Origin of the sequence: Streptomyces coerulescens, from assembly GCF_042657965.1 — a bacterium.
GTDB lineage: Bacteria > Actinomycetota > Actinomycetes > Streptomycetales > Streptomycetaceae > Streptomyces > Streptomyces coerulescens.
Window position 1 is genome coordinate 122,293 of the sequence record NZ_JBHSKM010000024.1, and the last position, 13,249, is coordinate 135,541.

The following is a 13,249-nucleotide window of genomic DNA, read 5'->3' on the forward strand; positions in this document are numbered from 1 at the left end:
GAACTCCTCAGGTAGAGCGGGCCGCGAGGACCGGTCGGTGACCGGCCCAGCGGATGTACGTGCCGAGCCGGTCACCGCGATGCGTGCGGACGCGGCCGCCGTCAGGCCGAGGCGGCCTTGCCGGCCTGGCCCTGGAGCGCCTGGATGAGCTTCGGGATCAGTTCGAGGAGCTGGGCGAGCTGGGCCGGCAGCGAGAGCAGATCGCCCACGCCCTCGGCGGCGTGTCCGACACCGCCCGCCAACTGGCCTACTCCGCCCGCCAGTTGCCCCATCCCACCGAGCGCGTTCGCCGCACCGCCGACCGCGGCCAGGGGATTGGCCGCGCCCGCGGCCCCCGCGAGTCCGCCGAGCGCGGCGAGGGGATTGGCGGCCCCGGCGCCGCCGGCGGCCCCGGTGAGCGCCGCGAGGGGGTTGGCGGCCGCGCCCGCGGCTCCCGTCAGCGCCGCCAGCGGATTGGCCGCCCCACCCGCGAGCGTCCCCAGCGGATTCGCGGCGCCCGCGAGCAGCGCGGCCGGGTTGGCGGCGCCCGCCAGGGCCGCCAGGGCGTTCGCCGGCAGCCCGGCCAGGGCCTCGACGGAGCCGGCGGCGGACGAGGACTTCTCGGGTCGGTTGAGAATGTCGTCGAATGCCTCCTTTCCGCTGTCCGCCATATTGCCCATGAGGTCCTTGAGGATGTCCTGCATGTTTTTGTTGGACATGAACGAGTTTCCCTTTCGCTTGGTTATCCCGTGGCGTCTTCCATGGCTTTCACACAGGCCGTTCTGAGGCGTGCCCGCCCTCTGGTGAAAGCGGCCTCCGCCGCCTTGAGGGAGATGTTGTGAATGCGGGCGAATTCCGCCGTGGAAATTCCCTTGGACCGGGCGAGTATGACTTCCTGCTCCCGCCCCCGCAGCTGCTGGACCTGGTCGAGCAGCCATTTGCCGAACTCCTCGTCGCAGACGTCCTCCTCGGTCGTCCCGGGGTCGTCCAAGAAGGCCGTCCGCTGTAACAGACGTCTGCGTCGTTCCAGGTCACGATAGAAGTCCGTGCACAGGCGCAGCGCCACCGAGGTGAGGAAGGGACCAAGCCGGCTGCCGTCCAGGGCGGAGTGCGCGGCCGCCCGGGCCAGCGTCTCCTGCACACAGTCCTCGGCGTCCTGAAGGCTCGGGAGTCGTCGTCGGACCAGCCGCATGAGGCGGTCCCGGTGCTGGGATATGTCGTCCCAGGAGCATGGGGCGGGCGAGGGGCAGGAGGAATTTCGTGCCATGTGGAATGCAGCCCGTAGTCTCTCGATCGAGCAGGGGGAATGGTGGCCCGATTCAGAATTATGGGCCCTAATTTTTTCCTACCCGAGGCGCCGGGGTGGCAAACCGTAAATCGTTGTCCCGGAATGCGCAGGAATGATTTTCCGGAACGCGGACCGCTCTTATTTTCGGGTGGGAATCTCGCGGCGTGTCCAGTCGCGGTTCCAGTTGACCCACATGTCCCGCACGGTCTGCTGCACCAGGGAGGAGCCGCGCCGCACGTCGGTCGTGAGGGCCTGGACGGCCTCCTTGCCGACCAGTCGCGCGCCGCCCGTGAAGTACGTCCCGCGCACGTGCTGGGGCGAGCGGAACCGGCCCCACAGCAGGATCCGCATCAGCGGCCACAGGGTGAACACCCCGGACGGGCAGCGGTCCTCGGGGTCGAGCGTGCCCCACACCGCGGGGCACAGCCCGCTCTCCCGCAGCAGGTCGAAGATGCGCGTCACGGCCTGATCCTTCGTCAGATCGCCGCTGCCGTAGGCGAGTACGACGTCCCGGGCCTGCTCGAAGAGCTGCCCGACCCAGGGATTGTCGACCCCTTGGAGGCCCCGATAAGGCGCCGTCTCCAAGGCGTCGAATGCCGCTGGATCCCCTGTTTTCTCGAATGCCACCGCCGCCTGGTTCTGCGCGTTCGTCCCGTACAGCGTCGTGATGGTCCACACCCGGTTCCATGCGTTCCACAACTCGAAGTCGTCGAACGACAGATAGCTGCACGAGACCAGGTCGTCGTAGAACCGGAACATCCGCTTGATCCACTGCTCCAGATACGCGAACCGGGCGCTGTCGAAATCGTCCTCGCGCACCGCGTCGATGATCCGGTGGCCGAGCGCGTTGAGCGCCATGACCGTGACCGCGAGTCCGCTGGAGAACAGCGGGTCGATGAAGTCGCTCGCGTGCGGCAGCAGGCACCACCGGTCGCCGACCACGGTCCGCGACGAGAACTGCGTGCGGTCGGTCGACACATACGGCCGTACCGCCCGGGCCCCCTCGAACTGCCGCGCCACACTGGGGAACCGGCGCACATGGCGCCAGAACTCCTCCTCCGCGGACACCCCCTCGGGGCGCGGATGACGGTCCAGGTCGAGATTGACGCCTACGCTGCACAATTCGCTGGTACTGGCGCTGTGGTTGTCGAACGGGATGACCCAGAACCAGCCACCCGGGAAGAGATGGTGCAGCGTGCCCTGGCTGAACGGGCTGGGCATGCCGTGCTGTTCGCGCGGCGGTGCGACCGTGTCGAAGGGCCGCACGTTCACCATGTGCGTGAAGATGGTCCGCGAACGGGTGCGATACGGCGGCTCCTGCCGCAGCCCCAGCCGCTCGGGCAGCAGCGCGCGCATACCGCCGGCGTCGACGACGTACGACGCCTGGAAGGTGCCCTTCTCCCGGGTCACGAGGGTGACCCCGTCCTCCTCGAACTTCACGTCGTCCACGACGGTATGGGTGTGGGCGGTCGCGCCGTAGGAGACCGCGACATGGAACATGTACGCGTCGACGTCCTGCCGCAGATAGTGCGAGTCCGGTCCCAGCGGCGGCCCCCAGGTGGGGTACTGGGTGCACTCCTCGGCGCGAGTGGGCTCCGACTCGCGGTGGTAGACGAAGCTGAAGTTGCGCTTGACCCCGCAGTTCGACGACACATGGCGGCGCAGCGCCCCATTGGTCGCGAGATGCTCGATCTCCGGGACGTCGTAGCGGCGGGCGAGGACCCGCAGGCCGAAGGTGGTCTCGGGGACGGTGGACTCTCCGATGGCGAACCGGGGGTGACCGCTTCCCTCCAGAAGCAGCACCCGTACGCCATGGCGGGCGAGGATCGCCGCCAGCATCGTCCCCCCGATGCCGCCTCCGACGATGGCGACATCGAAAACACGCTGGTCGTCTTGCACGTCTTCGTCCTTTCGCGACGGGAAATGCGCTGTGCCGGGCCGGTGTCCGGCGGCCGTCAGACCGCCGGCCGGCCCGGCAGTGCCCGGCGCAGCCCGCAGGCGGCGATCCGGGCGGAGAACGACAGGGCGAACCAGGGAGTGGGCGCGAGCGCGGCCAACCGCCCCCGCTCGCCCGGCAGTCGGCGGTCACCGCGTCCGGTGACGTCGAGCCAGGCCCCGAAGTGCAGCAGCCGCGCTTCCGGGCCCGCGTTCCGCGCCGGCCGGGGCCGCATGTGCTCGCGGACCGCGCGGGTCAGCGCCGCGCGCCGCGCGTCGTCCACGCCGTGCCCGGCCAGGAAGCGGTCCAGCAACGCGGCCGAACGCCCCGGGAATCCGCCGCGCGGCGCCCCGCCACCCCCGGTCAGCCCGGTGTCGTGGAACGCCGTGGCGACGAACAGCCCCGCCCGGTCGTAGTGGATCCCGCGGGTCTGCGCGTAGGCGTCGGCCAGCAGGAACGTACGCAGCGAGTGCAGCGCGACGGGCTGCGGTACGAGGCGGCGCAGCTCGCGCAGCGCCGCCGTCACCAGCCGGTCTCCGAGCAGCCCCGCCACGGACGGCTCGGCGAGCAGCGGGCGCCACGTCCGCGGCGCCGTGGCGCCTTCGTCCGGCCCGGGATCCCGCAGGTCGTACGGCTGCGCGGGCATGTCGTGCGGATGCGCGGAGCTGCCGTGCGGGTGGGCGGAGCTGCCGTGCGGATGCGCGGAAATGCCGTGCGGGTTCGCGGACATGACCAACTCCTCTCGCATATGCGACGTGCCGGTTGCGCCTGTCTCTTCTCTTTACGCCCGGACCCGGCATCCCCCTGCCCCCGTCCCGCCACCGCCCGGACCTTGGCCGATCTTCGCCCTCGCACCCTCGAACGCGGATACGGCGGCGCGCGAACCCGGCGAACGCGGGCATGGATCCCCGGCACTGACCAGCCGCCACCGCGCTCGACAAGGAGCCGCCAGTGAAGGCCAGTACGTCCCACCCCTCCGAACCCGCAGCCGCCCACGCCCCGCGCCGGATGCTCCTGGGCTACGGCGCGTTCGTCGCCATACCCGTCGGCGTGACCGCGCTGATCCTCGCGTCGGTCGGCTACGCGGGCCCCGCCGGCCACGCGCCCGCCGAGTCCGGCGCCGTGCCCCTGTACCGGATCCTCGGCGCCCTCGCGCTGATCACCGCCTGCGCCGCCTGGGCCGGTGCGCAGGCCCGGCGGATCGGGCAGCCGCGGGTGGTCGGGGAGATCGCCGTCGCGCTGCTGATCGGGCCCTCGGTGTTCGGCGCGCTGCTACCGGACGTGCAGCGCTGGTTGCTGCCCCCCGAGGTGTTCCCGTTCCTCAACACGCTCGGGCAACTCGGCGTCACCCTCTTCATGTTCACCGTGGGACGTGAACTGTCGCTCACCGCGCTGCGCCGCGACGGTCTGTCCGCATCGACACTTATCGGCCATTCCGGCATCGCCATCCCGTTTCTGACCGGTGTGCTCGTCGCGCTGGCCCTGCCGGACACCTACCGGCCCGCAGGGGTGGGCGCCGTGCCGTTCGTGCTCTTCATGGGGCTGAGCCTGAGCATCACGGCCGTTCCCGTGCTCGCCCGGCTGCTCGCCGACGAGGGGCGGCTCAACACCCGGCTCGGCACCCTCGCCATGGCCTCGGCGAGCGTCGCCGACGTCACGGCCTGGTGCCTGCTGGCCCTCGTCCTGGCGATCGCGAGCGGAGGTTCCCTCACGGCCGCGGCCGTCACCGTCGGCTGGGTCGTCCTGTTCGGCCTCGTCCTGTGGTGTGTCGTACGCCCGCTGCTCGTGCGCCTGCTCGGCACGCGGCGCCCCGACGGCCCGATGGCCGCCGCCCGCACGGCCTCGATCGTCCTGGTGACGGTCCTGCTGTGCGCGCTGGCCACCGAACAGATCGGTGTGCACGCGCTGTTCGGGGCGGTGGCCGCCGGTCTCGCCATGCCGCGCACGGAGGCGGTGGAGCAGGTCGCCTGGCGGGTGGAGGGGCTCACCAGCTGGATGCTGCTGCCCTCGTTCTTCATGGCCGTGGGCCTGAGCACCCGGCTCGGCGCGGTGCACGGGGCGACGGGCTGGCTCATCTGCCTGGCCGTCCTGGCCGCGGCGGCCGCGGCCAAGTTCGTCGGCACGGTGGTGCCCGCCCGGCTGCTGCGCTTCTCCTGGCGGGAGTCGGGCCAACTCGGCGCGATGATGAACTGCCGGGGCCTGACCGAACTCATCATCCTCAACACGGGACTCGCGGCCGGCCTGCTCTCGCCCGCCCTGTTCGCCATGCTCGTCGTCATGGCACTCGCCACCACCGCCATGACCGGCCCCCTGCTGCGGCTCATGGACGACTGACCCGGCGTGGGGCCCGAGGCCCGTGCGCCCGGCGTGCTCTCCGGTTCCCCGTTCGGGGGAGTTGCCGCGCGCGGGAACCGGGCAGCCAGACACCGTGATCACCGTTCTGAATGTGCACGAACGCTCCCTCCCCGCACCCCTGGAGGCCGTCGGCGCGCTGATCGACGGCCTCGGCGGAACGGAGGACCGGCTGTGGCCGCCCGACTGGCCGCCGGTGCGCTTCGACGGGCCGCTCGCCGTCGGAGTGGCCGGCGGCCACGGTCCGGTGCGCTATGTGGTGAGCCACTATGTGCCGGGCCACTGGGCGCGCTTCCGGTTCACCGGACCGCGCGGCTTCGACGGCTTCCACGAGTTCAGCGTCGAACCCCTCGACGACGGGCGCACCGTGCTGCGCAACACCCTCGTCGTGCGCCCGCACGGGGTGCTCTGGCTGGGCTGGCTGCTGGTCGTCCGTCCGCTGCACGACGCCGCTTTCCGGCACAGCCTGGACTGCGCCGAGCGCGCGCTGACCGGGCAGGTGGCCCGCCCGGTGAAGTGGGGTTGGTACGTCAGGCTGCTGCGCGCCGCGACCGCCCGCCTGATGCCTCACCCGGCCGACGGCGTCGGTCAGGGGCGGTCGGGCCGGGACCGTAAGACCGGGAGAACGAAGGAAGGCCGCGCGCGCAGGAAGGACGGATCGCCGTGAGTTTCCCGCACCCCAAGATCCCCGGCATCAACACGGACGACATCACCACCGACCTCACCGAGGCACCGCACCGGGCGGCCGGCCTCGGCCAGGCCGCCGTCGCCGGAGTCGTCGCCACCGTCGACGTCCAGGCCGGACAGGACGACTGGGACCTGCCCCTGTCCGAGGAGCATCCGCGCCCGGTCGTGCTCGTGCACGGCACGTTCGGCAACCGCGGCTACACCTGGACCGAGGCCACCCCGCTGCTGCGGCGGACGGGCTACCGGGTCTTCCGCCTCGACTACGGGCAGCATCTGCACCCTGTGATCTTCGGGCTCGGCGACATCAAGAAGTCGGCCGCACAGCTGGGTGAGTTCGTCGACCGGGTCCTGAGCCGCACCGGCGCACGGCAGGTGGACCTCGTCGGCTTCTCGCAGGGCGGCATGATGCCCCGCTACTACCTCAACGCCCTCGGCGGCGCCCCCAAGGTGCACAACTTCGTCGGCATCGCCCCCAGCAACCACGGCGTCACCGCCCAGGGCCTGATGAACCTCGCGCGTCAGATCCCGGGCGCCAGGGAGCTGGTCGAGCAGGGCGCCGTGGGTACCGTCGTCCCGGCGTGGCCGCAACTCCAGCACGACCACCCCTTCCAGCGTGAACTCGCCGACCTGGGCGAGACCACCGAGGGTGTCCGGCACACGGTGATCGCGACGAGTCACGACGACGTGGTCACGCCGTACACCTCGTGCGCGCTCGCCGAGACGGAGGGCCGGTACGTCCGGAACGTGGTGCTCCAGGACCTCGCCCCGGAGGACCACACGGCGCACGCCGCCATGCCCTACAACCCGACCGTCCTGAAGGTGGTCCTCGAAGCGCTGGCCGAGTGAGCGAACGGATCGCTCAGCGGCTGCCGTCGAGCAACACCCGGGCGACCAGGGCCGGATCGTCGCTCATCGGCACATGGCCGCAGCCGGGCAGACGCACGAGACGCGCCCGGGGGATGATCCGCTTCGCCCGGACGCCCTGCCGGGGCACCAGGAGCCGGTCCTTGCTGCCCCACGCCACCGTGACCGGAATCCCCGAGACATCGTCGGTGAACTGCACGTCTCTGCCGGAGCGGAGGGTCTCGAAGAAGCCTACCGCGCGGGCCAGCCCGACCGTCTCGGCCACCACGGACTCGGGCGAACGGCGGCCGGGGCGGGCGTAGATGGTGCTCGTCAGGGTGGCGCGGCCGGCCGCGGAGCGGGACAGCCACTCGACGAGGGGCAGCGGCATGCGTTCGGCGGTCCGGCGCATCCCGGTCAGGACGGTGAAGGCGTACCGCCGCTCCGATGGCGACCAGAAGCCGGCCGGGGACAGGGCCGTGACCGAGCGCACGAGGTTCGCGCGGCCCAGGTCCAGGGCGAGCAGTCCGCCCAGCGAGTTGCCCGCGACATGCGGCCGCTCCAGCTCCAGGGCCTCGCACAGCGCTTCGAGCACGACGCTCATCGACGCCAGGTCGTGCCCCAGCCCCTCCGGCAGCGCGGGCGACTCACCGCACCCGGGCAGATCCACGGCTATCACGTCACGCTCGCCCTCCAGGACGGGTATCACCGGGTCCCACACCTGACGGTGGTGGCCGATGCCGTGCAGCAGGAGCAGCGGTTCGCCGGTGCCCACGCGCGCGTAGGAGACGGTCATGCTCTTCGGGCCGTGCGGGGTGGGGACTTTGAAGGAGACGGTGGCGGACATGCTGCTCCTCGTCGGGGCTCACGGACGGGCGTCGGGTAGACAGCCTGTCAGCAATTGCTACCGACGGGTAGACCCTGGCGGACGACCCTGCCCTCCCCGGCGATTTCGCCTGGACAGGGCCCGGCAGGTGGGCTGGGATGGTGCCGTGACCACCGGAACCGAGACCGACGTCTTCGAAGAGCACCGTCCCGTCCTCCTGGGCGTCGCCTACCGCATGCTCGGCCGCGTGGCCGACGCGGAGGACGTCGTGCAGGACGCCTGGCTGCGCTGGTCGGGCGCCGACCGGTCCGAGGTGCGCGAGCCGCGCGCCTATCTGGTGCGCGTCACCACCCGCCTCGCCATCGACCGGCTGCGCCAGGTCAAGGCGCGCGGCGAGACCTACACCGGCCCCTGGCTGCCGGAGCCGTACGTCACCGACTTCGGGGACACGGTCCCCGACACCGCGGAACGCGCCGTTCTCGCCGACTCCGTCTCGCTCGCCGTCCTCGTCGTCCTGGAGTCGCTGTCACCGCTGGAGCGGGCGGTGTTCGTGCTCAGGGAGGCCTTCGGCTACCCGTACGGCGAGATCGCCGTCATGCTCGACCGCGGTGAGGCGGCGGTACGTCAACTGGCCGGACGCGCCCGCAAACACGTCGACGAACGGCGGCCGCGCTACGAGGTCGACCCCACCCAGCGACGCGACCTGACCGAGCGATTCCTCGCCGCCGCCGCTGAGGGGGACCTGGAGGGGCTCATGTCGCTGCTGGCCCCGGACGTGCGGCTGGTCGGCGACAGCGGCGGCAAGGCGAAGGCGCCGCTGCGGGTCCTGGAGACGGCCGACCACGTGGGCCGCTTCCTCGTGGGCGCCGCACGCAAGGGCGTCGACGACCTGTCCTGGCGCTTCCTGGAGATCAACGGCGGCATCGCGGTGCTGGCACTGTCCGGCGGCAAGCCCGACTCCGTCTTCCAACTGGACGTGCAGGACGGGCGGATCCAGGCCGTCTACATCATCCGCAACCCCGACAAGCTGCGATCCCTGGCCACCGCCTAGACCACGGGGGCTTTGCCTTCATGTAACAAATGGCGTCCTGTACGAACGTGCCGTGAACGTTCCCGGGCGTCACGCGCATGCGTGGACATGGGATGGAGGATTGGTATTGACCAAGGGTGAGGGCCGCCCTATGGTCGCAGATAAGTGCAACAACCTTTAATAAACAAGGGCGCTAAAACGCCGCCGGGCCACGGCGATTGCGGAGGACAGGGTGGGGACCACGCAACTGGAATCGGTGCCGGAACCGAAGTACTGGCATCTGAGGACCGTGCTCACCGAAGCACTGGACTCGGAGTTCTCCGTGGGCGAGATCCTGCCCAACGAGCGCGACCTGGCAGCCCGCTTCGGCGTCGCCCGGGCCACGCTCCGCCAGGCTCTCGAACAGCTCGAACTGGAAGGCAGGCTCCAGCGCCGCCGCGGTGTCGGTACGACCGTCGCGCCCCCGCGCGTGGGCGTGGCCGTCGGCACCCAGCAGCACACCTGGCCCGGTGCGGCCGGCGACGTCTGGCAGACCACGGACTGCGAGCTGAGCGTGCCGCCCGCCTCGGTGGCCGACGCCCTGGAGAGCGGCCGGGACGAACCCGTGCACACCGTGCGCCGCTCGCGCGTCACGCACGGCCAGCCCGTCGCCGCCGAGCTGCTCCACATCCCCCAGTCCTCGGTGCCCGACCTCTCCGGCATCGACGCCCCGTCCGGGGCGGCCCGCGCGCGTGCCGTGCTGCGCGAACTGCACCGGCTGGAGCTGGAAGGCCGGGACAGCGCCGTCGAGCTGGGCTCGGCCCGAGCGGACGACGCCAAGGCGCTGGACCGCCTGCCCGGGGCGCCCGTCCTCGTCGTGACGACCCGCTACATCGCCGAGGGCCGCACCGCCGCGCTCTCCGTCGCCACCTACCGCGCGGACACCTGCCGGCTCACCTTCGGCGACTCCGGCGGCGTGGAGATCCACGAGAACCCGGAGCGCCGGGCGTCCTGACCCCGCACCGACCCGACCTCCCGCGCGCCCCGGACCCTGTCCGGGGCGCACGGCTGTGTCAGCGGCGTCCGGTCACCGTGCCCTCCACCGCGAACAGCTGCTCCTCCACATGGTCGAGGGCGAGGCGCAGTGCGCCCGTCGCGACGGCCGCCTCGCCGAGGAGGGACAGGGCGACGTTCGGCGGGCGCAGGCAGTAGCGGGCCAGTTCGCGCCGCAGGGGCTCCAGCACGCCGTCCAGGCCCGCCGCCCAGCCGCCCACGACGACCAGCTCGGGGTCGAGGGCGAGGACGAGCGCGGCCACGTCGTGGACCAGGCGCTGGATGAAGCGGTCTACGGCCGCGAGAGCCTGCTGGTCGCCCTCGCGGGCCTGGGCGAAGACCTCCGCGACGGCGTGTTCGTCGAGGGGGCGCAGGGGCTCGTCCGTGGTCGACAGGAGGGTCTCCGGAGTCGCCTCGCGGCCCAGCAGATGCAGCGCGCCGATCTCACCGGCCGCCCCGCCGTACCCCCGGTGCAGCTGCCCGCCGATCAGCGAACCGGCACCCGGGCTCAGCCCGGCCAGCACCATCACGACGTCGTCGGACTCGGTGGCGGAACCCTTCCAGTGCTCGGCGACCGCGGCCGCGTTCGCGTCGTTCTCCACCAGCACCGGGCACTTGAAGGACCGGCTCAGCCGCTCACCGAGCCGTAGCCCGGTCCACTCCGGCAGCGCGGCGCCCAGCCGCACGGTGCCGTCCGCGTCCACGATGCCCGGCGTCGCCACCCCCACGGCCCGCAGTGAACCGCGGGCGACACCGGCCCGGCGCAGCAGTTCGGCGACCCCCGTACGCACCCGCTCCAGCCGCTCGTCGGCCGGAGCCGTCTCGTCCACGTCCTTCGCGATGGAGCCGAGCACCCGGCCGTCCAGGTCGGCGAGGAGCGCGGCCACCCGGTGCGCCCCTATCTCCACGCCCAGCAGATGCCCCGCCTCCGCCCGGAACCGGAACCGCCGCGCGGGCCTTCCCTGACGCCGGGCCATACTCTCGTCCGCCGCCTTCTCGACGACGTACCCCGCCTCGATGAGCCCCTCCACCACACCCTCGACGGTCGGCCGGGACAGCCCGGTCACCCGGGTGATCTCCGTCAGCGTGGCGGCGTCCGTGGCACGCAGCGCGTGCAGCACCACCGCGGAGTTGATCCTTCGCAGCAGCGAGGGATCCCCGCCGGTCAGCTGCCCCAAAGCCCGTCCTCCCAGCTCGTGCGCGTGTTGGGCGGATGCTACTCGCCGGTGCGAACCCGGGCGAGTGGTGGGCACCGGCGACCTGGACCGACGTCCTGACCTCCGCACCTGCGACGGCCTGCCTCGGGCCCGCCCCGGACCCGCGATCACCCCGGCGCCACGAACCCCGACTCGTACGCCGTGATCACCGCCTGCGTGCGGTCGCGTGCCCCCAGCTTCGCCAGGACGGCACTCACATGCGACTTCACCGTCTCCGTCCCGACCACCAGCCGGGCGGCGATCTCCGCGTTCGACAGCCCGCGTGCCATCAGCCGCAGCACCTCGGCCTCCCGCTCCGTCAGCCGGGCCCGCTCCAGCAGCGCGCGTGCCGCCCGGTTCCCGCCGTCGTCGCCGTACTGCGCGGCCAGTTGCCGCACGGAGGCCGGGAACAGCAGCGACTCGCCCTCGGCGACCAGCCGCACCGCGTGCACGATCTCCGCCGGCCGGGCCCGCTTCAGGAGGAAGCCGTCGGCACCGGCCCGCAGCGCCTGGTAGACGTACTCGTCGTTCTCGAAGGTGGTGACGACGACGATCTTCGGCGGTTCGTCGACCGTCCGCAGCACCGCCCGCGTGGCCTCGATCCCGTCCAGCAGCGGCATCCGTACGTCCATGGCCACGACGTCGGGCCGCAGTCGCCGCACCAGCGGAATCACCGCGGCCCCGTCGGCCGCCTCCCCGACGACCTCGATGTCGGGCTGCGCCTCCAACACGGCCCGCAGACCCGCGCGTACGAGGGGCTCGTCATCGACGAGGAGAACGGTGACCGGCATCCGGTCAGCCTAGATCAACTCACCGGCAGCTCCACATGCACCTGCCAGTCACCTTCGGTGGGCCCGGTTCGCGCATGTCCGCCCAACAGGGCCGCGCGCTCGCGTATGCCACGCAGGCCGCTGCCTCTGCCGGGCCCGGGTATGTCGGCGGTCAGCGGATTGCGGACGTCGAGGGTGAGCGTGCCGTCCGCGAGCGCGATACGCACCCGCACGGGCACGGATCCCGCGTGGCGCAGCACGTTCGTCAGGGCCTCCTGGAGGATGCGGTAGCCCTCCCGGGAGACCGGACCCGGCACGGTGTCCAAGGGCCCCGTCATCTCGGCGTCGACTTTGGTGCCGGAGGCCCGCGCGGACTCCAGCAGACGGTCGGCCTCCGTGAGCGTCGGCCGGCCGTCGACCGGCCGCTCGGACTCCCGCAGCACGCCGAGGACCCGTTCCAGGTCCTCCAGGGCGGCCCGGCCGGTCTCCTCGATGGCGCTCAGGGCGCGGTCGGTGAAGGCGGGATCACCGGCGGCGCGTGCGGCGCCGGCCTGGACCACGGCCACGGTGAGCGCGTGGCCGATGGAGTCGTGGAGCTCGCGGGCGATACGGGTGCGTTCCAGTAGCTGCTCGGTGCGTTCCTCCAGGGCGGCGAGGCGCTCGGCCCGGGAGGGGCCCAGGAGACGCAGGGCGAGCGCGGTGATGAGGTGGCCCGCGGCGAGGACGGTCACCCCGAGGGCGGCCAGGAACAACGGCACGAGCAGGACGTGCCACCAGGCGTGTCCGGCGAGGACGAACGGCCCGCTCTGTTCGCTGTCGTGCCCGAACGGCGCCGACGCCGAGTCGACTATGGCGAACACCAGTTGGGCGCTGACCGTCATGGTCGCGTAGCCCAGCAGCAGCCGCGCCTGCAGCCATACGACGAGCCGTCCCCGGTCGCCCCAGGACGCGGACGGCGCGGCCACGATGTCGGTGCTCTCGCTGTCGTGCCGGTGACCGGTCAGCAGTAGCCTGGCCTGCAACCCCTCCACGGTGCGCACCGCCGGGACCAGGGCAGCGGGGAGGAGCGCCGCGGCCGCGATCAGCCAGATCCACCACGCCTCCCGCACGAACAGCAGCAGGCTCGGCGCCACGACGGCGATGAACAGATGCAGCCACCGTGTGTACGTCACCGCCCGGCCGAACGGGCGCAGCATGCGGACCATTTCGCCATCGTGCCAGCCGCCACTGACAACGGACCTCCCCCGCACGGGGGAGACGATCTCCACCGGCGGGGGAGGGCCCGGACGCTCTCCACCGGCCAGGCTGCT

The 13,249-nt window shown here is 72.0% G+C and carries 13 protein-coding genes; 5 read left to right on the top strand and 8 right to left on the bottom strand.

Annotated elements, in window-relative coordinates:
* Positions 1–101: 101 nt before the first annotated feature.
* The 4 genes from ACFPQ9_RS30035 to ACFPQ9_RS30050 form a co-directional block, all read right to left on the bottom strand.
* Positions 102–698 carry a hypothetical protein gene (locus tag ACFPQ9_RS30035; RefSeq protein WP_380860191.1) on the bottom strand — a complete coding sequence of 199 codons (597 nt, stop codon included), beginning with the start codon at positions 696–698 and terminating at the stop codon, positions 102–104.
* Positions 699–721: 23 nt separating this feature from the next.
* A complete protein-coding gene (locus ACFPQ9_RS30040) occupies positions 722–1,171 on the bottom strand; it encodes an RNA polymerase sigma factor (RefSeq protein ID WP_380860194.1) in 450 nt (149 codons plus the stop codon).
* 234 nt (positions 1,172–1,405) lie between these two features.
* A complete protein-coding gene (locus ACFPQ9_RS30045; RefSeq protein WP_380860197.1) occupies positions 1,406–3,166 on the bottom strand; it encodes an NAD(P)/FAD-dependent oxidoreductase in 1,761 nt (586 codons plus the stop codon).
* Positions 3,167–3,222: 56 nt separating this feature from the next.
* Positions 3,223–3,933, bottom strand: a complete 711-nt coding sequence (locus ACFPQ9_RS30050; protein ID WP_380860200.1) for a hypothetical protein — start codon at positions 3,931–3,933, stop codon at positions 3,223–3,225.
* A 221-nt stretch (positions 3,934–4,154) separates the two neighbouring features.
* Between ACFPQ9_RS30050 and ACFPQ9_RS30055 the strand changes: the two genes are divergently transcribed.
* From ACFPQ9_RS30055 to ACFPQ9_RS30065, 3 genes are all read left to right on the top strand, one after another.
* The gene (locus ACFPQ9_RS30055; RefSeq protein ID WP_380860203.1) at positions 4,155–5,537 is read left to right on the top strand and encodes a cation:proton antiporter domain-containing protein; all 1,383 of its coding nucleotides are present in this window, start codon (positions 4,155–4,157) and stop codon (positions 5,535–5,537) included.
* 94 nt (positions 5,538–5,631) lie between these two features.
* Entirely contained in the window at positions 5,632–6,222 is a 591-nt protein-coding gene (locus ACFPQ9_RS30060) for an SRPBCC family protein (protein ID WP_380860206.1), read from the top strand.
* On the top strand, positions 6,219–7,088 hold the full coding sequence (locus ACFPQ9_RS30065) for an esterase/lipase family protein (protein WP_380860209.1): 870 nt from the start codon (positions 6,219–6,221) through the stop codon (positions 7,086–7,088). The genes ACFPQ9_RS30060 and ACFPQ9_RS30065 overlap by 4 nt, the downstream gene beginning before the upstream one ends.
* Before the next feature lie 13 nt (positions 7,089–7,101).
* Here ACFPQ9_RS30065 and ACFPQ9_RS30070 read toward each other — a convergent pair whose 3' ends face one another.
* Positions 7,102–7,932, bottom strand: a complete 831-nt coding sequence (locus ACFPQ9_RS30070) for an alpha/beta fold hydrolase (protein ID WP_380860212.1) — start codon at positions 7,930–7,932, stop codon at positions 7,102–7,104.
* 145 nt (positions 7,933–8,077) lie between these two features.
* On the opposite strand from ACFPQ9_RS30070, the gene ACFPQ9_RS30075 reads away from it, so the two are divergent.
* Both ACFPQ9_RS30075 and ACFPQ9_RS30080 read left to right on the top strand, forming a co-directional pair.
* Positions 8,078–8,962 (top strand): RNA polymerase sigma-70 factor, encoded by an 885-nt coding sequence (locus tag ACFPQ9_RS30075; RefSeq protein WP_380860215.1) that lies wholly within the window; start codon positions 8,078–8,080, stop codon positions 8,960–8,962.
* Between the two features lie 211 nt (positions 8,963–9,173).
* Entirely contained in the window at positions 9,174–9,935 is a 762-nt protein-coding gene (locus tag ACFPQ9_RS30080) for a GntR family transcriptional regulator (protein ID WP_380860218.1), read from the top strand.
* Positions 9,936–9,993: 58 nt separating this feature from the next.
* Here ACFPQ9_RS30080 and ACFPQ9_RS30085 read toward each other — a convergent pair whose 3' ends face one another.
* The 3 genes from ACFPQ9_RS30085 to ACFPQ9_RS30095 all read right to left on the bottom strand — a co-directional run bounded on the left by ACFPQ9_RS30085 (position 9,994) and on the right by ACFPQ9_RS30095 (position 13,144).
* Entirely contained in the window at positions 9,994–11,151 is a 1,158-nt protein-coding gene (locus ACFPQ9_RS30085) for an ROK family transcriptional regulator (RefSeq protein ID WP_380860222.1), read from the bottom strand.
* A gap of 146 nt (positions 11,152–11,297) precedes the next feature.
* Positions 11,298–11,960: a response regulator transcription factor gene (locus ACFPQ9_RS30090; protein WP_380860225.1), complete on the bottom strand. Its 663-nt coding sequence runs from the start codon at positions 11,958–11,960 to the stop codon at positions 11,298–11,300.
* A 14-nt stretch (positions 11,961–11,974) separates the two neighbouring features.
* A complete protein-coding gene (locus tag ACFPQ9_RS30095; RefSeq protein ID WP_380860228.1) occupies positions 11,975–13,144 on the bottom strand; it encodes a sensor histidine kinase in 1,170 nt (389 codons plus the stop codon).
* Between the last annotated feature and the right edge of the window lie 105 nt (positions 13,145–13,249).

What these genes read in the sequence shown, in the direction of transcription:
- ACFPQ9_RS30035 (WP_380860191.1), bottom strand. Translation starts at nt 698, where the DNA reads ATGTCCAACAAAAACATGCAGGACATCCTCAAGGACCTCATGGGCAAT.
- ACFPQ9_RS30040 (WP_380860194.1), bottom strand. Translation starts at nt 1,171, where the DNA reads ATGCGGCTGGTCCGACGACGACTCCCGAGCCTTCAGGACGCCGAGGAC.
- ACFPQ9_RS30050 (WP_380860200.1), bottom strand. Translation starts at nt 3,933, where the DNA reads ATGTCCGCGAACCCGCACGGCATTTCCGCGCATCCGCACGGCAGCTCC.
- ACFPQ9_RS30070 (WP_380860212.1), bottom strand. Translation starts at nt 7,932, where the DNA reads ATGTCCGCCACCGTCTCCTTCAAAGTCCCCACCCCGCACGGCCCGAAG.
- ACFPQ9_RS30090 (WP_380860225.1), bottom strand. Translation starts at nt 11,960, where the DNA reads ATGCCGGTCACCGTTCTCCTCGTCGATGACGAGCCCCTCGTACGCGCG.
- ACFPQ9_RS30095 (WP_380860228.1), bottom strand. Translation starts at nt 13,144, where the DNA reads ATGGTCCGCATGCTGCGCCCGTTCGGCCGGGCGGTGACGTACACACGG.